17 protein-coding genes are annotated in these 19,048 nt (G+C 41.0%); 12 read left to right on the top strand and 5 right to left on the bottom strand.

Annotation, left to right across the window (positions count from 1 at the left end; all coding sequences use genetic code 11):
* The first annotated feature begins 18 nt into the window (after positions 1-18).
* The gene (locus SPTER_RS21740) at positions 19-810 is read left to right on the top strand and encodes an ABC transporter ATP-binding protein (protein WP_144352305.1); all 792 of its coding nucleotides are present in this window, start codon (positions 19-21) and stop codon (positions 808-810) included.
* Positions 811-901: 91 nt separating this feature from the next.
* On the opposite strand, the gene SPTER_RS21735 is transcribed toward SPTER_RS21740, so the two are convergent.
* From SPTER_RS21735 to SPTER_RS21720, 4 genes are all read right to left on the bottom strand, one after another.
* The gene (locus tag SPTER_RS21735) at positions 902-1,603 is read right to left on the bottom strand and encodes an energy transducer TonB (protein WP_144352304.1); all 702 of its coding nucleotides are present in this window, start codon (positions 1,601-1,603) and stop codon (positions 902-904) included.
* A gap of 4 nt (positions 1,604-1,607) precedes the next feature.
* The gene (locus SPTER_RS21730; protein ID WP_144352303.1) at positions 1,608-2,015 is read right to left on the bottom strand and encodes an ExbD/TolR family protein; all 408 of its coding nucleotides are present in this window, start codon (positions 2,013-2,015) and stop codon (positions 1,608-1,610) included.
* Positions 2,002-2,652, bottom strand: coding sequence for a MotA/TolQ/ExbB proton channel family protein (locus SPTER_RS21725; RefSeq protein WP_144352302.1), 651 nt, complete (start codon positions 2,650-2,652; stop codon positions 2,002-2,004). Before SPTER_RS21725 ends, SPTER_RS21730 begins: the two co-directional genes overlap by 14 nt.
* Before the next feature lie 283 nt (positions 2,653-2,935).
* Positions 2,936-4,222, bottom strand: a complete 1,287-nt coding sequence (locus SPTER_RS21720; protein WP_144352301.1) for a TolC family protein — start codon at positions 4,220-4,222, stop codon at positions 2,936-2,938.
* A gap of 435 nt (positions 4,223-4,657) precedes the next feature.
* Between SPTER_RS21720 and SPTER_RS21715 the strand changes: the two genes are divergently transcribed.
* From SPTER_RS21715 to SPTER_RS21690, 7 genes are all read left to right on the top strand, one after another.
* Positions 4,658-5,101, top strand: a complete 444-nt coding sequence (locus tag SPTER_RS21715; protein WP_246105391.1) for an energy transducer TonB — start codon at positions 4,658-4,660, stop codon at positions 5,099-5,101.
* Between the two features lie 895 nt (positions 5,102-5,996).
* Complete coding sequence (locus SPTER_RS21710) at positions 5,997-7,295, top strand: PepSY-associated TM helix domain-containing protein (protein WP_144352300.1); 1,299 nt, start codon at positions 5,997-5,999, stop codon at positions 7,293-7,295.
* 444 nt (positions 7,296-7,739) lie between these two features.
* Complete coding sequence (locus SPTER_RS21705) at positions 7,740-9,494, top strand: ABC transporter ATP-binding protein/permease (protein ID WP_144352299.1); 1,755 nt, start codon at positions 7,740-7,742, stop codon at positions 9,492-9,494.
* A gap of 114 nt (positions 9,495-9,608) precedes the next feature.
* Positions 9,609-9,842: a hypothetical protein gene (locus SPTER_RS25135; RefSeq protein WP_211367365.1), complete on the top strand. Its 234-nt coding sequence runs from the start codon at positions 9,609-9,611 to the stop codon at positions 9,840-9,842.
* Between the two features lie 8 nt (positions 9,843-9,850).
* On the top strand, positions 9,851-10,018 hold the full coding sequence (locus tag SPTER_RS25990; protein WP_211367363.1) for an ACT domain-containing protein: 168 nt from the start codon (positions 9,851-9,853) through the stop codon (positions 10,016-10,018).
* A gap of 429 nt (positions 10,019-10,447) precedes the next feature.
* Complete coding sequence (locus SPTER_RS21695; protein WP_144352298.1) at positions 10,448-11,752, top strand: hemolysin family protein; 1,305 nt, start codon at positions 10,448-10,450, stop codon at positions 11,750-11,752.
* A 618-nt stretch (positions 11,753-12,370) separates the two neighbouring features.
* The gene (locus tag SPTER_RS21690) at positions 12,371-14,131 is read left to right on the top strand and encodes a metallophosphoesterase family protein (protein WP_144352297.1); all 1,761 of its coding nucleotides are present in this window, start codon (positions 12,371-12,373) and stop codon (positions 14,129-14,131) included.
* 110 nt (positions 14,132-14,241) lie between these two features.
* On the opposite strand, the gene SPTER_RS21685 is transcribed toward SPTER_RS21690, so the two are convergent.
* Positions 14,242-15,378, bottom strand: a complete 1,137-nt coding sequence (locus SPTER_RS21685; RefSeq protein WP_144352296.1) for a tyrosine-type recombinase/integrase — start codon at positions 15,376-15,378, stop codon at positions 14,242-14,244.
* A gap of 204 nt (positions 15,379-15,582) precedes the next feature.
* Between SPTER_RS21685 and SPTER_RS21680 the strand changes: the two genes are divergently transcribed.
* The 4 genes from SPTER_RS21680 (at position 15,583) to SPTER_RS21665 (ending at position 18,963) form a co-directional block, all read left to right on the top strand.
* Positions 15,583-16,029 carry an SIR2 family protein gene (locus SPTER_RS21680; RefSeq protein ID WP_144352295.1) on the top strand — a complete coding sequence of 149 codons (447 nt, stop codon included), beginning with the start codon at positions 15,583-15,585 and terminating at the stop codon, positions 16,027-16,029.
* On the top strand, positions 16,019-16,909 hold the full coding sequence (locus SPTER_RS21675; RefSeq protein WP_144352294.1) for an SIR2 family protein: 891 nt from the start codon (positions 16,019-16,021) through the stop codon (positions 16,907-16,909). Before SPTER_RS21680 ends, SPTER_RS21675 begins: the two co-directional genes overlap by 11 nt.
* A 60-nt stretch (positions 16,910-16,969) precedes the next feature.
* Positions 16,970-17,500, top strand: coding sequence for a hypothetical protein (locus tag SPTER_RS21670; RefSeq protein WP_144352293.1), 531 nt, complete (start codon positions 16,970-16,972; stop codon positions 17,498-17,500).
* Positions 17,501-17,586: 86 nt separating this feature from the next.
* Positions 17,587-18,963 carry a DUF4062 domain-containing protein gene (locus tag SPTER_RS21665; protein WP_170233364.1) on the top strand — a complete coding sequence of 459 codons (1,377 nt, stop codon included), beginning with the start codon at positions 17,587-17,589 and terminating at the stop codon, positions 18,961-18,963.
* The last annotated feature ends 85 nt before the right edge of the window (positions 18,964-19,048 follow it).

The following is a 19,048-nucleotide window of genomic DNA, read 5'->3' as shown; positions in this document are numbered from 1 at the left end:
AGCAAGGGGGTGTTAATCATGGAGAGTATACGAGCAGAAAACCTAGGTATCGCTTATGAAAAAACTACTATTATTGAAGCCTTGCATATGCAAATTCCACAAGGAAAAATAACTGCTCTTATTGGCCCTAATGGTAGTGGAAAATCCACTGTTCTCAAGGCTTTAGGCCGTATCCTGCGGCCGCAAAACGGCTCGGTTTATCTCAATGGCAAGGATATTAGATCCCTCTCCACACAAGCTGTTGCCCGCAAAATGGCAATTCTGCCCCAATGCCCGCTTGCTCCCAGCGGGTTGACGGTAAGCGAACTTGTCGCTTATGGACGGTTTCCCCATCAGCAGGGTTTTGGCAGCCATTCCCCTGAGGACCGCCGGATAATTGCCTGGTCGCTGGCCGTGACAGGACTGGCGGCATTTGCAGGGCGCTTTGTAGATACGCTATCGGGAGGGCAGCGTCAGCGGGTGTGGATTGCTATGGCGCTGGCACAACAGACCGAGCTTATCCTGTTGGATGAACCTACCACATATCTGGACTTGTCCCATCAACTGGAGATACTGGAACTATTGGGCGATCTGAATAAAAGCCAGGGATGCACCATTGTTATGGTTCTGCATGACCTTAATCTTGCGGCCCGCTTTGCTGATTATATGATTGCTATACGGAGCGGGGCCGTGATTTGTCACGGGGTGCCCGCAGCAGTTATGGTGCCGGCGATGTTGCGGGATGTTTTCCAGATTGACGCCCAGGTAATCAATGAGGCTCGAACCGGTAGACCTGTCTGCATTACTTATGATTTAGTCAAGTCGTTGTAGATAACAGCGGCAAAAGTTATGAAGCCGCAAGGGTAAGCAAAGAGCCATGCTGAATAAATAGTTCAGCATGGCTCTCTATTTCTGTTCTGAGTCAGTTACGGAGGCGAAATGATACCGGCATGGTTGTTGTGCAGGCTACTGTCCGGCCGCTGCTGCGGTCTTTGGCCGGGACAAACTGCCATTTGCGCACGGCCGCGGCCGCGGCTGCGTCTAAGGCTTCATAACCGGTAGAACGGGCGATACTAATTTCACCGGGCCGGCCATTAGCCAGAATTTGAATTCTTAAGAGCACTGTGCCTTCTTGCCCGGCCTTTCTGGCGGCTGGCGGATAATGTGGATCGACTTTGCTCAGAATACCTGGGGCAGCGATGCCGCCGGCTGCTCCGGGTGTACCCGCACTGCCGGACCCGGTGCCGGACCCGCTGCCAGTATTAGTGGCGGCCTGTGGCTGTCCAGCGGCGGGAACTGCCGGACGTTCTACCTTAGAAACCGATAATTCACTGGTAGTAATAACCGGTTTTGCTTCAGCTTCAACTGGCATTGGCTCGGCCGGGACTGGTTCAGCTGGCACTGGTTGGGGGGGAGGCGGTGTTACAACCGGTGCCGGCGGTCCTGGATCAATATTTGCCCGGTCACCGGGGTCACTTACAAGGTCCATTTCCAGAACAATTTCCTCGGGTATAGCTGTTAAGGTTGGCAAGCTGGCTACCAGATAACCGGCTGTGACTACCATAAAAATATGCAGGCAGACGGACACTGTGATGGCTTTACGCCAATGAAAAGCATAGGTCATACAGTTACCTCGCTTTCTCAACCGCTACCGATACCCGGTGGGCTCCCGCTTGTTTTAGTGAATCCAAAACGCTTACGATTTGGCCGTAGGCTACCTGCTTATCGCCGCGCAAGATAAAAACAGTGTCAGACTTTTTGCCAATCTCCAGGTTTACACGTTTGCTCAGCAGTGCCAGGGGAATTTCTTCTTGATTAAACATGATGCTGCCGTTTTCTAATACTGTGACATTGATACTGCTGGGCTTATCCTGCTGAACAGTGGCTGCCTGGGGCAGGTTAACCGGGATTGTATGCTGTTCGACCATGTATAGCGTACTCATCATAAAGAAGACCAGTAGGAAGAAAATAATGTCAATCAGCGGGATGATCATAAGCTCCGGCTGGTTTTCCACACGGAGGCTACGCAATTTCATGGGATTCTCTCCTGCTCGTTTTTTTGATCAGTACATGACTGACGATCAGGGCTGCCATTTGCTCAATGTCGGTTACCATGAGGTTGACCCGGCGGGAGAAATAATTGTGCAGGATTAGTGCCAGTATTGCGACGCTGAGTCCGGTAGCTGTGGCAATGAGGGCCTCACCAACACCGCCGGTAATGGCCATTGGCTGGCCAGCCTGTACATTGAACACACTGAAAGAATTGATCATACCGATAACAGTCCCTAATAACCCGAGTAAAGGCGCGATGGTGACAATCATGCTCAGGTCGTCAAGGTGTTCACGGAGGCGGGCTGCTGCCAGCGTGGCCGCACTTTCCAGGGCATTCTCAATCTGACTACCCCGCTGGCAGGCCTGAAGGCCTGCCAAGGCAACGGCGGCCAAAAAATTGGGGCTTGCTTGCTCACAGACCTGCCCGGCCTCACTAAATTTTTGCTTTTCCAGCAACGGCAGCAGCTGCTGCTGGAAAGACTGTGAGTGGGCAGACCGGCTGCGGTAGTAGAGAAAACGTTCGACGGCAATAGTAACGACAAACAGCGAGCAGGCAAGCAAAAGGTACATGACTGGCCCGCCTTTGTGAAATAAATTAATAGTTTGTGTAATAAGTTCCATAATTCTCTCCTTTTATATGTAATCATTTAATAACCATCTATACTCTTGCCTGGATATACTGTATACCACCAAGGCCGTATATCTGAGCGAAAGAGTTGCCCCTTTTTATAATAGCAGAAACTGATAATCATTTTCAATAGATGAATGCAATTATTTTATAAAAAATAGACAGCAGTATCAATTTACAATTAAACCCTGAAAAATAACCCCAGCCTATGCTAACTGTTATTTTCAGCGCAGGAATATATATAACATGTTTTTCCGGCAGCGGTTTTTTCATTATTTACGGAGCCATATCTGTTGCTTGTGAGAATGTTGGCAGCGTACCGGTGGCGTGCAATAAGCGGACTTGATTCTTGTAGTGGTCATAGCGGGCGTTGAGGTGATTGGTTTTTGCCGTTATTAAGTCCGCATGCGCACCTAGGACAGTTTCTATATTGCTTTGGCCGGCTCGATAGCGCTCGGCAACCGCTGCATATGCTTCTTCCGCCCTGGTTACCGGCTGTTCGGCGACAGCCAGATTCCGGCCTGACTGCTGCCAGCATTCAAATGCTTTTGTTGTTTCCCACCTTATAGTTTCTATCTTTTGCTGCATCTGCTCTGCCGCGATAGCGGCATTTAGATCAGACTGCCGGGTTTTCAATCTAGTCTGGCCGCCATCAAACAAATCGCCGGTTACATACAGGCTGGAGTACCAGTATTGTTCGGGCATCCCCAGATCGTACATGACGAAATAGAGATAAACAGTAGGCCGGGATTCTTTGGCCGCCACCTTTGTGCCTAAGGTGGCAACCTGAAGGTTCCGGCGGGTTTGGGCCAGATCCTGGCGATGGTTCAGGGCTAGGTCGATTGCCTCATCCAGCCTGCCAGGCACCGGTTGCGCAGGTGTTTCGGCCAGGATCAGCTCCTGATCCGGCGGCAGGTGCAGTAAATGGTTCAGCTTACCGAATGCCTGCCGCTGTTCCTGCTGGCGCAGCAGTGTATCATACTGGCGGAATCGGGCCAGATCAGCTTCTGTCCGGGATCTATCGCCGTCTGCAGTCTGGCGTCTGACTGCGTCAAGATAATGTGTAAGCTGGTGGACAGCCTGTTCAGTCAGAACTTTGCGCTCTTGCGCTGCCAGGGCATCATAATAATCCAGGAATACGTTAACCGCCACTTGCTGCTTTGCGTGATCCAAATAGTCGGTTAAGCCAATAACCGTGGTTTTTGACTGGGCCACGCGGTCCTTGGTTCGCCCGCCGTCATATAAAGGAAGCCTGACGGTTACATAGTTGCCATACTCCGGTTTGGGCTTTTCGGCTACCTGGGTTTGAGTATGCGTCATGCTTACCGTAGGCAGGTAACGGGCTTTATTTTTTTTTAGTTCCAAATCAACTTTGCGTGCCTCCAACTCAGCAATTTTGACCTCGTGACTGCTGGTTATCGCCATACGGATGCTGTCCGGCAGGGTGAGCCTGACCGGACTGGTGGCATAGCTCTGAAGCGGTAGGCAGCAGCAAATCAGAACAAAGCCGGCCTGGAGGATTGTCTGCCTTATATTAATCGTCCTCGCCCCCTTTGCTGTCATTAGCCTTATAATAGGACCGTGGTGGAATTTTACGAAACTTTGATGATAAATGTAATCATTATCAATGCACCCTGATTATTATAACAATTGGCATCAGGGCGGTCAACTCTCACAGCGCCGGCCTGACGCAGGTGGAAAAACGGGTAGCCTATGCCCCAGAGGGCAATATTGTTGACTTCTCTAAAGGCAAATAGCAATAGTGCCTGTTAAACAGGAGTAAACTTATGTTGCTTTGGAGCACTAGCCATGGGCAACAAGCTTGCTGAATTTGATAATAGTTAACAAATTAGCTCACTGCCTTTACGGTGTGTTCTATTGACCGGCAACAAAATTGCAAACAATTTGCTTTATATATAAATAAGAATTGTTCTCATGTGCAGGAATTTACATCCTTTTGCCGAAACCAATAGATAAAAGTCAGGAGAGGGTGGTTGCATGAAATATATTCAGAAAGTAAAATGGTTTGTTGCAGTCCTGTTATTTGCAGTGATGGGGCTGGGGATGACCATGCCGGCTATGGCTCAGGGGCAAGACCCTGTGACACCTCCTAAGATTGTCACATTAGCGCCTGTTGGCCTCACCTCGGAATTGCGGGAGAAATACTCGGAGCAAACCATACTGGTAAGAATTAAGGCAACAATCACTGAGACCGGAACTATGGACAGTAATATACAGGTCATAACAAGTTCCGGCGATGCAGCCTTCGATCAGGCAGTTATTGATTCCATTCAGCAATCGGTGTTTACGCCGGCCTACACGGGCGATCAGCAGGCGATAGCCAGCTCCATTGTGCTGCCGCTAAATATCAAAGTGGAAAAATATCTGCCGGAAGAGGAAGCTGTCAGCCAGGCCGGCGACGAACAGGCCCCGGATCAATAAAAAATGCCAGCCGGGCAGGGAATCTCAGCCCGATGATTAATAGCTGCCAAAAAGCACAGCTTGTATGTCCTGTGCTTTTTGGCAGCTTATTTTTAATTTAAGTACTTTATAGCAACCGCATACTGAAGCACCGCATTCATAATACAACTTATAACAGTGGCGCAGCCTAGCGCAATTATGGCGTCAAACCGGTTGCTGGTTGTCGGTCTTTTGCTGCGTCTACCAGCGGCAGGAGGCGGTAAGCCGCACTGTCCGGCCGGCTGACAAGGAAAACAGATATACTCCACTCGCCCAAGACCAGCCAACTGGCGCAGTTTGCCGGCATGAGCGTTTCTAAACTCAACCGTTGCTTTAAAGCCTGGACAGGTAAGGGCAAATTGACAGGACTTCACTCATTGCCAAAAGGCGTCTGCATGCCAAAGCATGGCAGACGCTTTTTTCCCCTTGTATTTATTTTTTCTACCTATGCCGGTAGCCGCCGACAGCGATGCTGTTTTTGCACAGGCTGCCCCTAACGGATTAAAGGCGGCCCTATAATCCCCAATGATATATTTCTGCTCCTTTCTGGCACGCGGCAGACTCGTTTAGCACCGCTTACCTGTTGGCTGGCAGGCATTCTCAGCAGTGTGCAGGCGTACATTACAAATGGTTTGGCGGTAGCCAAGGTTCTTGACGGATAAAATTCGGGATTGTTATACTAGTAAAAGTGCAATTAGGTTCTGAATATCCCCAGCAGTGAAATTAGGCGGCAGGAAAAAATTTTTAACACCTATATGATAATGATTATTATTTTTATTTAAAAAAAACGGCAAGTCATGGCAGTATTGTCAGCTTGATACCCGGGACTACCGGATAGCTGCCCGTTACTACCGGGCAGGGGGGAGCTTTTATAACTATGAAATACTGGTATAAAATTCACAAATGGACAAGTCTGATATGCGCTATTTTTCTTTTCATCATGTGTTTCAGCGCTTTGCCGTTAATTTTTGGCCGGGAGATCGCAGCCTTTAACCAGGTCAGTAACCCGGCAAATTCAGTTGTAGTCACGGCGGCCGCAGCAGACCTGTCTGTAAGCAGGCTGGCGGAAACGGCTGTGGCCCGTTATCCCGGTTACGATCTGCGGGCCATTTACCTGGACCATGCTAACCAGACCATCGGCTTTTCCCTGCAGGGGGCCGGCAAAGGCTATCAGTATACTCGCCTGGACCTGAATACAGGCCAATTTGCTGAGCGCTCCAATCAACAGGTTAAGTATGAGTTTATTCAACAATTTATCAATTTTATGTACAGGATGCATGTGGATATGTATCTTGGATCTTTCGGCAGGCAGGTGCTCGGCTTTATGTGCGGGTTAAGTGTGGTTGCCCTGATTTCAGGCCTGTGGCTGTATGCCCCGTTTATGAAAACGGCAGCATTTGGCTCCCTTCGCACCACCAGCCGGCGGGGTTACTGGATGGACTGGCATAAACTGCTGGGCATTGTCACGCTTTCCTGGACGGTATTATTAAGTATAAGCGGTTTTATATTTGTATTTGCCGGTCCGGCTCACAATGCCTGGAATGAGCATATCCGCCGGGAGTTTCTGCAGGCATATGAGGGCAAGCCTTTTCCTGAACAGCGTATTTCTCTTGATTCTGCGCTGGCAAGCGCCAAAACAGCCTTGCCTGACCGGCGGATAACAGGACTGGAACTGCCGCAGGCAGGCGGGAAGATGCCCTGGCATTATACAGTCCGGACCCAGGGCGAGGGTTTTGGCGCCTATGTGAATAAGTCTGTCTGGGTCGATGCGGCGACCGGTGAGATTACCGCCATTCCTGAGCAGCCCTGGTACCTGCAGGCATTTTCAATGGCCAGCCCGGTTCATTTCAGCAATCATGACACCTTGCCGCTGAAAATTTTATGGTTTGTTACAGATGGCCTGACCTGTATTATGATTATTACCGGCATTTACGCCTGGTTTGTTAAATTCAGTCCCGATAAAGGCAAGGCAGCGGCCAATAAACAGCCGGCTGTTAAACCTGTACGGCCGGTACGGCAGTCAGCATGGCAAATCTGGCGTTTACCGGCTGCTATCATCGTGCTTACCCTGTTTGGCCTTATTGCACCGCTGGCAGGCCGGGAATGGAATGACGCATCCGCGCTTGCCCTGGCGATCCCGCTTGTGCTGACAGTATATCACTGGTGGCGCCAGTAGCACCTGGGGGGTGTATGGGCACGGTAGTTCCACTGCGATACAGCTTGCCCAGGGTCTAATCCTGAGCCGGGCTGCCTGTGCCGTATTTCTCGGGCGCTGGTGATATATTACTAGTCGGCAGTATCATAGAATAAAGATAAAAGAACCATTACCGTCTTATAATTAATGCGGTAGTGGTTCTTGCTATTTATAATTACGGGGAAGCATTTGCTCCAGATGTATTCCTACTTTCAGCGGGCAAGAGACAGAGGGCGATAAATCATTGCTTAATTGACATTGATTTTCATTATCATATATAATTGTTTTTAAATTCACCTATAAAAATAATAACCCCGGAAGAAATGATTCATTAATTTACAATTTATAAAAATAGCCTATTTTGAATAGAAAAATGACAGTATTTCACAATCTGGCATTAAATGAGGAGCGTAGGTTGACAATTTTATGTTAGTAGAAAATAAGCTGGCAGAAGATCAGTTGGCGAAAGTAAAAAAATTCACGTTGCTGCGGGGAATTTGGCGAGTTGGCAATGGCTATTGGCGATCCCAAGAAAAAAAATATGCCGGGTTATTATTACTGGCCATCATTAGCCTGACAGCTATTGATGTTTATTTGCAGGTATGGCTCAACAAGTGGCGTAATATTTTTTTTAATACCCTGCAGGACCGGGATTTGGCGGCATTTTTTGATTCTATTTTTCTCTGGCTTATTCTAACTGTAGCCGCTTTAGCGGTGACTGTTTATCAGCGTTATTTGCACCAAATACTGGAGCTGAAATGGCGCACCTGGCTGACAGAACGGTTTATACAGGAATATCTGCACTCTAAAAAATACTATTATATGCATATAAGCGATAATAGTATTGATAATCCTGACCAGCGCATGAGTGAAGATGTTAAACTGTTCATTGAACTGCTTTTGAAAATTTTCATATGGTTTTTATATACATTAGGGATTTTATGCAGTTTTATAATAATTCTTTGGCAATTGTCCGGATCTTTTTCTTTGTCCTGGCAAGAATGGAGTATTGTTATTCCCGGTGATATGGTCTGGATTGCGCTTGGCTATGCTATTATGGTTAATTTAATTGTGGCCAAATTTGGACAGTCCCTGGTACACCTTAATTTTCAACAGCAGTGTTTTGAGGCTAATTTTCGCTTTGGCTTAATACGTTTGCGGGAATATGCGGAGGCAATTGCCCTATATACAGGCGAGCAGCGGGAGCGATATTTGCTGAAGGGCTATTTAAAAAAAGTCTATGATAATTTATATAAATATATAAACAGGCAAAAAGTGCTGGATTGTTTAATTTTTTGTTTATACCGGGGCGCTGAACCGCTTCCTTATATCATAACAGTTCCGCGGTTTTTCAGCGGGCAGATTCAACTCGGCGGTCTGATGCAGATCACAGCGGCCTTTGACAGGGTGCAAAAGTCCCTGACATTTTTTGTTGGTTGGTATAAAGAACTGGCAAAATTGGAAGCAATCGTCAAAAGACTGGCAAATTTTATGGACATGATGGAACAGATGCGGCTGGTAGGGGGAAATTCAGCAATCCGGGTTATTGCTTCTCCGGATATGACTTTTTCGGTCGAGGGATTAAATGTCCGGCTGCCAAATGGCAAGTTGCTGATACATGACTTTGCCATGAAGCTGCAGGCCGGAGATTCTTTGCTGATTACCGGGCCGTCAGGCTGCGGTAAAAGCATGCTGATCAAAGCGATAGCCGGCATCTGGCCTTTTGGCGAGGGCTGTACCCGGATACCGCACAACCAGCAGTGCTTATTTTTGCCGCAAAAGCCCTATCTGCCGGAAGGAACTTTACGGGAGGCGCTGCTTTATCCGCAGTCAGGTCTGACCTGCCCTGATGAAGAAATCGTGGCCGTTCTGAAAAAGTGTAATTTAAATGACCTGGTGGAACTTCTGGATGACCGGGAAAACTGGTCGCACATCCTGTCCACGGGAGAGCAGCAGCGGATTGCTTTTGCCCGTGCTATTTTGCAGCAACCGCCGTGGCTGTTCTTGGATGAAGCCACTTCCGGATTGGATGAGGCAACCGAAAAAAGGCTGTATAAAATGCTCCGCAATGAGCTTAAGACAACCGGGATTGTCAGTGTGGGCCACCGCAGCAGCCTTCTTCCCTATCACGATAAGATACTGACGATTAAAGAGAAAGGCGGCTGGGCTTTAGTGGCATGACACCTGGAAATATTGTAAAATATATTCAGTATATATTTTATATATACAACCGGTTAACGAATCTTAGTTTTCGTCTATCTATTGGCAACAGGCCGCGCTTGCTAAGGAGGAAAAATGAACAGAAACAAGCTGAAATTTGCAGTTTTACCAGTTCAACTGGGGGTTTGTCAACTAAACTCCAGCCAGCAGATTCCTCAGTGGGCTTATCAGGGTGAGTTCTTTTCAATTACTAAAACAACTGAGGAAATATCAATTGTCTGCCCTGATCCGGTAATTCCACCGGACACGGTTCTGTGTGAGCGAAGCTGGCGGGCGCTTAAAATAACCGGAGTACTGACTTTTAGTTAGTCGGCATATTGTCAGCAATCTCCACAGTCCTTGCCCAAGCAGGTATTAGCATTTTTGCTATTTCCACATATAATACAGATTATATTCTGGTAAAAGCGAGAGACCTTGAGGCAGCTTTGCAAACACTTACTTATGCCGGCTATGAAATAGCATTTGAAGCAGGGGCTTCACTGTAATTTGATGCTCGCTTAAGAGTCGCTAGCCGTAAATGGGACCTATTTCTAAGTGGGTAAGGCTTTAACTAAGGGAAATATAATGAAAAGGCTAGTATAAGCCTTTGGGAGGTACCCTTAATAATACTTAAGTACTTTAGTATGATTTTTTATGCCTAAGCGGCTTAGTTTGGGTTATTTTGAACATACAGCGCTGTTGTGATTTATGGCTGGAACCAATATAATGTATATCAAATATGAATATTATATGGCATGTAACCCATCAATATTCAGGATTTACCCAGTTTATATGCAGTAAAGAGAGGTTGGGCAGCAGTCAACCTCTTTTCAATTAGGACACTGGTTTAAAAGAAAAACAGATATTAAAATATATGGAGGTGAGCCTATTCTCTCCACTAACTGAGAGATAGGGAGTTATTGGACCCTGCGTCTATGCTGTTAAATTTGTTTCTGGTAATATTGCTTGTTTTTTTTAATGGTTTTTTTGTTGCCGCTGAATTTGCCATGGTTAAAGTACGAAGTACTCGAATTGAAACACTTTTGCAGGAAGGAAACACAAGAGCAAAATTTGCAAAAAAAATTGTCGATCATCTTGATGCGTATTTATCGGCTTGCCAGCTGGGCATTACCCTTGCTTCACTTGGTTTGGGCTGGATCGGTGAACCGGCTGTTGCCGCAATATTTGAACCTATTATGCTGGATTGGGGTTTTTCCAGCCAGGTGGTTCACACGGTTTCTTTTGTCATTGCTTTTTCTATCATTACTGCCTTACACATTATCCTCGGTGAATTAGCCCCTAAGTCCTTGGCAATACAACAAGCAGCCCAAGTCACATTATGGACATCAGTGCCACTGATTGGTTTTTATAAGTTAATGTATCCGTTCATATGGATTTTAAATACGATTTCCAACTGGATTCTCCGTCTAATAGGTATTCAGGTTGTTAATGAGCATGAAGCTGCCCATACGGAAGAGGAAATTCGAATTTTAATGGAAGAAAGTCATAAGCAAGGCTTTATTAATAAGACAGAACTTACTTTTGTTGATAATATTTTTGATTTTGCCGAAACCAATGCCCGGGAAATCATGGTCCCCCGTACTGATATGGTGTGTTTAGATATCCAGGATACTTTTGAAGAAAATCTGGATAAAGCTCTGGCGGAGGAACTGACACGTTATCCGGTATGTGATGATGATAAGGATAATATTATTGGTTTTGTTCATATTAAAGATATTCTAAAAGCAATTGCAAAGGGAGAAAATCCTAAGTTACAGGACATGGTGCGGGAGGTAACGGCAATCCCGGAAACCATGCATATCAGTGATTTATTGAAAGTGCTACAAAAAAACAGGACGCAAATGGCGATTGTAGTTGATGAGTATGGTGGTACGGCCGGCTTAGTAACCGTGGAAGATATATTGGAAGAAATTGTTGGCGAAATTCAGGATGAATTTGATGAAGAGCGTCCTTGGATTGAAATACAGGATAATAACACTTACTCAGTAGATGCCCGTGTATTATTGGATGAGTTCAATGAATTTTTTGAATTACAACTGGAAACAGAAGAGGTCGACACTTTCGGTGGCTGGATCAGCCTGCATATAGAATTACCGCCAAAAGCAAATAGCAAAATTGAATACAAAGAATATGAGTTTATCATTACTGAGGTTGATCATATGCGCGTAACCAGAGTGCTTGTTAAAAAGATGCACCGCGACCTTGAGGGTTTGGACTAACCCTTGGTAATTAGGCTGCTATAAAAAAGCCTGTCTGTGAACCAGACAGGCTTTTTTGCCTATTAGAATGCATAAAATCACTAAAAATACGGCACAGCGTATGGAGTATGACATCCTTGTTTAATATTTGCTGACCTTCCACTACCTGACAATTGACACTTGATATCACAAATGCTATACTAATTATCGTTACTCAACAGAGGCCAACCTGCCGATTTGCCGTTACTTTCTACCTGCCAATTGGAATACCATTGGTGCTTACAAGTTGATTTTATCTGCAAAAAATAGTATGATAACAGGTGAGAAACTGCGGCAGATTACAGCTATTTTAAGGATTAAAACATGCGCCCGTAGCTCAGGTGGATAGAGCGGTGGTTTCCTAAAGCCGAGTTTACATAATGAATAATTATAGATAAATCAATGGTTCTGAGGAGTTTCCTCAGAGCTTTTTTGTTTTTGAATTCCTTTTAAATGCCATTAGTGCCATTTCCTAAGTGCTATATTATGTGGCTTTTTATATTGTTTGAAGTGAATGATAAAATTTGCGTAAAATAAAGGAATTATTTAAGTTATAACCGAAAATTCACTTAAAAAAGAACTTCAAGGGAGTGCGAACTCATGATTGATTATAATGTAACGAATTTAAACCAAGCGGTAAAAATTATGTTGTCTCATATATATGTGGAATCTGGGTTGTCTGATAATGGGACACTTGTATACGGAGAGGCAGAAGGAGCAGGCATTAGAATTGATTTATTAAATTTTTTCTTTTCATATAAGTTTTCTGAAGAAGATGAAGATACCTGGGGAAATATTATCCATAAAGTAAAAATTGATGAGTATGAAGCTATTGAAGCTCTTTATCATTATCTCGTTAGTGGCTTAGAAAAGAAGGGGCTAATTTGTAGAGTACACGATGTTTTCAAAAAGGATTTAGATATTAAGTTGACTTTAGACGGGTATAAATATTGGACTAAGTTAGTTCAGAAGAAACAAAAAGTTGAAATTTTTAGTGATAGTAAAATTACAAATACGAATGAAGAAATAGCAGTAGAAACCTTTCAAATCCCGAAGGTTGAGTTGTGTATTCCAAATGAAGATGAAGAAAAAATAAGAATAAATATATTGGAAATACTGTATGATTATAAAAATCAGTTCGAAAAAAAAATGTATTTCGAAGAACTGTCTTTGAGATTTTTTAGTCAATATAATTCCGATTTAAGTCAATATAAATACTGGAGTGAAGTAAAATCTCTATTTGATAAAGAAACTATTTCAACAGCTAAGAGCTATGTGGAAGCAAGAGTTATACAATGCTTTCGCGAGAATTTATTATATTATGATTTTAGAAATTTTACCGCAGTTGAAATTACAAAAGAAGGTATTAAATATCTTAAGAAGAGCAAAGGGGACATCGCGTCTAGTGATAAAGTTACTGTTGATGAAGAGCAGATTGAAAGAGGAAACTCTGAGAGAATAAAAATTATACATATCTCAGATTTACATTTCGGGTCTCTCGAAAATGATGGACTTGATAATAAAGATAAATCGAAAGATGTATTAAAAGTAAAGCAACCAGCTTTTGAAGCGTTTTCTCGAATTTTGCCAACAATTTATGATGCCAATACCTTTATGGCAATCAGTGGTGACATTACTTCAAAAAATGAAGAAGCTGGTTATATTCAATGCCAAAAGGCTATTGAGAAACTAGGTATCAATCTTCAAAGAATTTATTTAGTTCCAGGAAACCATGATTGTAATAAAAGTTCTACACCACAGACACAATATGCAAATTTTTTATGCTATTTCCAAGATTATTTTAGTCCCGTTAATAGAAACAGGAGATACCTTATAGATGATGAACAAAAAATGTTTATTATAGGGTTTAATACGATTTATTCTTGTGATAGTGATTTTATATTCATTGAAGAACAGGAAATGCAGTCATTTAAGCAACTTATTGATGAACTATCTGAAAAGATATCTGGTTTCTCAACATATACAAGAATTGCTGTAGTTCATCATAATCTTAATCCACATCCCAATATTGAAATAAATCAGTATAAAGATATTTTGAATATATTTCAATTAAAGCAAATATTAATGGAGAAAAAATTTAAAATCGTCTTTTCAGGACACCAACATCAACCCATGATTGAACGTCAGCAAATATATATTGAAGATTTAAATGGAGATATTTTATTAGTATCCGCTGGGTCACTTTCGGGGAAAATTAGAAATAATCGAAACTCATTTCAAGTGGTAGATTTGGAGAGGGATATAAAATCAGGTGTTCTTTTTAATATTATTATTGATGAATATGAACTTAAGCTGGGGGAATTTAAGTACAAAAACAGAGTTAATTTACCTTTAGTTTGAGTTGGAAAAGAGGTATTATTCATGCCTCTTCCCAATATGATTTTTAATATCAATCATTTAAGTTTAAAATTTTTATTGACCCCCACCAATATTTTGGTGGGGGTCAATAATTATATGAATTTGGCGAATAGATTACCCGCTTCTTTCTCTTTTTCAATATTGGTATGGCAATATCCCATTAATGTTGACACCTGTGAATGACCGCTTCTTGCCATGGCAGTACTTAAGTCTACGCCATTTAATAACATCTGAGATATATTGGTGTGTCGCAGGTCATGAAACCTAAATTTCATGCCAGCATGCTTTAATACAGCCCTAAAAAATCTGACCACGTTTTCTGGTTTCATGGGCTTATCCATATTGTTCTTTACAGGAAAGACATACGTTCCTTTGGCGTACTGCCTATGCCGTTTCAATATTTCTACCATTTCATCAGGTATAGAAATAGTACGACGTGATTTCTCAGTCTTAGGGGTTTCAACAATCACATCACCGCCAAGCTCTAGTACGGTTTCTTCAATCTTGACCGTTTTATTTCTAAAATCAACGTTTTTCCATCTAAGTCCAAGAATTTCACCCCTGCGACAGCCAGTAGACAGAGTAAGCATTAGAGAAGGATATACATTTTTTGTTCGAGTAGATGGCAATGATTGATATTCTTTTACCGCTTGTACAAATTTTTTAATTTCATTGTTGTCCAATGCCTTCATTTCTTTTTTTCGGACTTTTGGGCGAATTGCATGGTCAGCAACATTGCGGATTATTAGGTTATCCCGAACAGCAAATTCTAAGCAGTTATGAATAATATTATGCATTCTGAGTATGGTTGTAGCCGATAGTGGCTTCTCACTGTCAAAGCAATTTTGTTTCATTTTTTTAGCATAAAAGTTATTTATCATTGATGTAGTTAGCTTTTGGAGTTGAATATGACCAAGTTCGGGTATAATGTGCATACGCATATTTATTTCATAGCCGCGTAAGGTAGAAGCCTTTATTTGTTGTAACGTTTTTTTTAGTTCGAACCATTGGAGTAGATAATCTCCAAAACTTATTCGGTTTATGTCTGTATAGGTCTGAGTTTGAAGAGTAACTTTTAGGTCATTCAGCTTTTGAAGAACGTCTTTTTTTGTCTTACCTGTCAACGTTTTTCTTTTTCGTTTGCCATTAACAGTGCCTAAATCATACTGAGCTATCCAACTCCCATCTTTGCGTTGGGATATAGTTCCCTCACCTTTTGCTCGTGCCATAGTGGACCACCTTTCTAAGGGGTAAATACTGGTCCAAGTATTTTACACCTTTTATGAGAGAAATGGCAGCAATAATTCACCGAAAAACAATCAAGTGAACAATGGTTAAAATGTTGAATTTTGACCTTAAATGGAAGGACTTTCCTGAATATAAGCAGAATTAAAATTCAGAAAAATAATTCTGGTAACTTAGAGGAGTAATTTATGAGTAATAGAGTTTATATTAATAGTTTAAGAAAGCTTTATCATGAAGGTAATCTAGTACCGTTTATAGGTGCAGGGTTATCGGTAGCATTTCGTGTTCCCGATTGGGGTTGCCTTATTAGAGATATGGCAATAGCTATGGATATTAACAGTAAGGAAGAATTACCACTAAATACGCTTCTTGAATTTCATTTAAATAAATATGAGTATTGGGAAGCCGTTGATATTTTCAAGAAATACCTAGGACGGTCTGAACAAGACATCCAGGAGTATATAGTTGATAAAGTGAATAAAAGTATAAATTTAAGTATTGCTAACGCGGAACATAATTACGCGGATTTAGGTAATATGAATTTTACTAATTATATTACAACGAACTATGACCATATTCTTAATAATTTTATAAAATCGAACCTTATTCCTGTTAATTTGACAGATATCAAATGAAAGTACTCAAAGAATTTTAACTGAAAAAGATAAAGTCAGGATATTTCATCTTCATGGTAATATTTCAGATACTAGTAGCATTGTTATAAGCAATGATAAATATCGAGAACTTTATAGTGATAATAAATATAAAACCCTGTTCTCACTTTTTACAGGAACTAAAACGTTTTTATTTATGGGCTTCTCTTTTAATGATGTATTTATTCAAAATATCATAAAAGAGCATAATGAATATTTTAATTCTAAGCATTATATTGTACTAAATAATCCAAGTGATGAGCAGATTATATATTTAAAGAAAAGTTATAACATAGAAACCATAAGCTATAATAGTGAAGCTTCTTCTCATGCAAATGAGATACGAAAAATTTTGCATGATATTGCTTCTTCTACAGATGCCCCAGCAGAAGAACTTGCGGAAGACTTCATTGATGGATTAATCGATAGCCTACCTAACACAATGGAAAAAAGGGAATTAGAAAAAAACTTATTTTGCCAAAAAATGAGACTTGAGAATATAGATGATAAAAGAATAGATTATAGTAAAGAGTGTTTTTTTACTGCTGAACAATATATTAGATGGTTAAAAAAGTCAGGTATACGTAGTAATGAAAAAATCATTAGACATATGCTTGATTTGTGTTATATGGAATATAAAGATATTTTACTACAAGTCTATAATATTCATAAAAATAGTGATGACTTTTTGCAAAGTGTACATAATGCATTAAGTAAATTGCAGTATGAGCGTATTGCAAACATATTAGATAAACACACGATGCCAATTGATATAAATAAAAAGGGATTTATTCATTTAATTGCAGATGATATTGACATGGACCGTGATGTATGGTGGGGGGATAAAAGGTTTGAAGAATAACTTACCGATTTCAATTAAACTATTATTTGACAATAAATATTTTGACTATCTTAATGTTTTATGTACGTTATATGCACACAAAAAGAAAAAGAAAGTAAAATAATTGAGCCTGCATTTTTTTATAATATTGATATTTTATTTAGTGAACTTGCAGCTTGCATACATTCAGCAAAATGGATGAGTGAAAAAGCACTAGATTTTGAAATAAAAAGTACCAAAGAAAACTTGGCACAAATGTTTAATTATGTCGAAACCATAAAGAGTGATTTTCTTGATGGCAAACAAACATTATATGATTTAGCATTTAATGCTGCCTTTTTATTTTGGACTATACTTATCCAACATGCTAAAATAATCGGAATAGTTATAGGGTTAAAACTGGAGGAGTTTTTTATTAACAGTTTATGTCCTGAAAACAGAGGACAAGAGATAATTACGGAATTTCAAAATGTACTTATGATATTGTCGAGTAATTATCCAGATTGGACTAACGAGCATAAGAGACAAGTTCTGGCGATATGGAATAAATTATCTAGGGAGTATGGATATTCGTTTACTCATACCCCCAATGGAGACTATCTATATGTGTAAATAGCAAAAGGTATTGTGATTATATGATTTTTATAGCAGTATGATATGTTCATAGGAAATAGTAGCATCGGATTGAAGGTGATAATGTGTCTGAAAAGAAATATCAAATATTTATTAGCTCGACATACAACGATTTAGTTAAAGCCAGAGAAAAGGTTATTGAAACTGTTCTTAGTATGTACCATTTTCCAATTGGAATGGAAATGTTTAGTGCTGCTGATGATGACCAATGGCAAGTTATAAAAGATACAATAGACCAAAGTGACTATTATGTTATTATCATAGGTCATAGATATGGTTCTGAAACTGCTGAAGGCATTAGTTATACTGAAAAGGAATATGACTATGCAAAATCAAAGGGCATACCTATTTTGGCATTTATTCGTGACCGAAATGTTGCTACAAAACCAGACGAACGTGATAGCGAAGCTGAAAAGATAGAAAAACTTAATAGATTTATTATAAAAGCTGAAGCTAATAAGATGCGTGATACATGGAAGAATATAGATGATTTAGGTGGAAAAGTTGCAGTTGCTTTAACAAAAACATTTGGGAAAAAACCAGGTATTGGATGGGTTAGAGCCGATAAAGCTATTTCGCCAGAAATGACAAATGAATTAACTGCTTTAAGTAAAGAAAACAGAGATTTGCGTGAAGCCTTAGATGAGTTGAAAAAACAAGTGGGAGAAAAAGCACCTGAAATTGATGTTTGCTTTACGAAGGATGATTTGACTAATGTCATTTGTAAAAACTTGCAGTTGCCACTGGTAGAGTACCCTAAACCATTAAACATGGACGATGTTCCCAGCCATCTTACTAAATACGTTGCTCAAGAGGATATTGATAAATACAATAATGCAGAATTTCCATCTCAAGAAGAAATAGATAGTTATAATCAGAAAATAACGGAATATTATATAGCCAAAAATAATCCGACATATTTTTCTATTGCGATTTCAAACCATGGGAAAAGTAAAGCGAATGAAATATTTGTAGACATAATCTTACCTCAAGGTGTAATTGTGGCTGAGAAAGAAGATGTTGAAGACTGGGAATTTCCCGAGAATATTATGCCTGAAAATCCTATAGAAAAAGGTGAGCGGAAATATAAAAAAGAACGCGAGAAAAGACTTTCTGGACCTTCTTGGTTAATGTTGCAACAACATAGCAATATAACCTTGCCAAGTTATAATTTGTCTAACACGTCAAATAAATTATTAGCTATGAATATTAATAGAGATTATTCCATAGATATTCAACAAAATAAAGTCTCGATACAACTAGATACACTTATGCATACAAAAACACGAACAATTGGGGAATTCGTGTTAATTCCATTTCAACCTGGAAAATTTGAGGTACAAGTAACTATAATATGTGAAGAATATTCCGAGCCACAAACATATAGCTTACCTATTACAATAGTTCAGAACAGTAATGATGATAAACAGTTAGAAATATGATTAAAATTCAGCTAAAACGACTAGTATTAGGTAAAATACAAAAACGGTACATATAGTTCCGTTTTGTTGTTTATAAGGACGCTTT

Source organism: Sporomusa termitida, assembly GCF_007641255.1.
In the GTDB taxonomy this organism is placed as follows: Bacteria; Bacillota; Negativicutes; order Sporomusales; family Sporomusaceae; genus Sporomusa; species Sporomusa termitida.
The sequence above is the reverse complement of the archived record's forward strand: the minus strand, read 5'-3'. Positions and strand labels throughout refer to the sequence as shown.